General features: G+C 60.8%; 1 protein-coding gene. It reads left to right on the plus strand.

Going from position 1 to position 434, the window contains the following annotated elements; genetic code table 11:
- Window positions 1–171: 171 nt before the first annotated feature.
- Window positions 172–434: hypothetical protein (locus D588_RS28440; RefSeq protein ID WP_232764243.1), on the plus strand; the 263-nt coding region annotated here is incomplete at its 3' end.

Below are 434 nucleotides of genomic sequence, written 5' to 3' on the forward strand. Positions count from 1 at the left end.
GTACATCCATGTACGCCGCCCTTCGGGTGTTTCCCCGCACTGGCCGCCGCTGCGGAAGGGAACCGGTAAGTCAAAAGCCGAAGCAACAGCAAAGGCCGAAGCGACTGCCGCTGCAGTGCACGCCCGCGTCATTCCAGTGTCCGCCAGCGAATGCGCTCCGCGTGGCAGCCCATGTCGGCTGTTGATCGCGGTGGACACGCAACGACGTTGGTTTTCGAAGAAGCTGCAGGCGCGGTTGTGCGTGGCTTACAGGTGGCTGTGCCGGCGTGTACCCAGCTCAGGCGCATCACCATTGCAATGACGTATGTATGCGCGGTATCCGCAATAGCTTTGCTATTGATGTTGCGTTGGTTTTTGACTTACTGGGTTCCCTTCCGCAGCGGCGGATGGACCGGCGAAAAACCCGAAGGGCGGCGCACATGGATGTGCGCCGT

The organism is Xanthomonas sp. SHU 308, assembly GCF_000364645.1.
GTDB classification, from domain to species: domain Bacteria; phylum Pseudomonadota; class Gammaproteobacteria; order Xanthomonadales; family Xanthomonadaceae; genus Xanthomonas_A; species Xanthomonas_A sontii.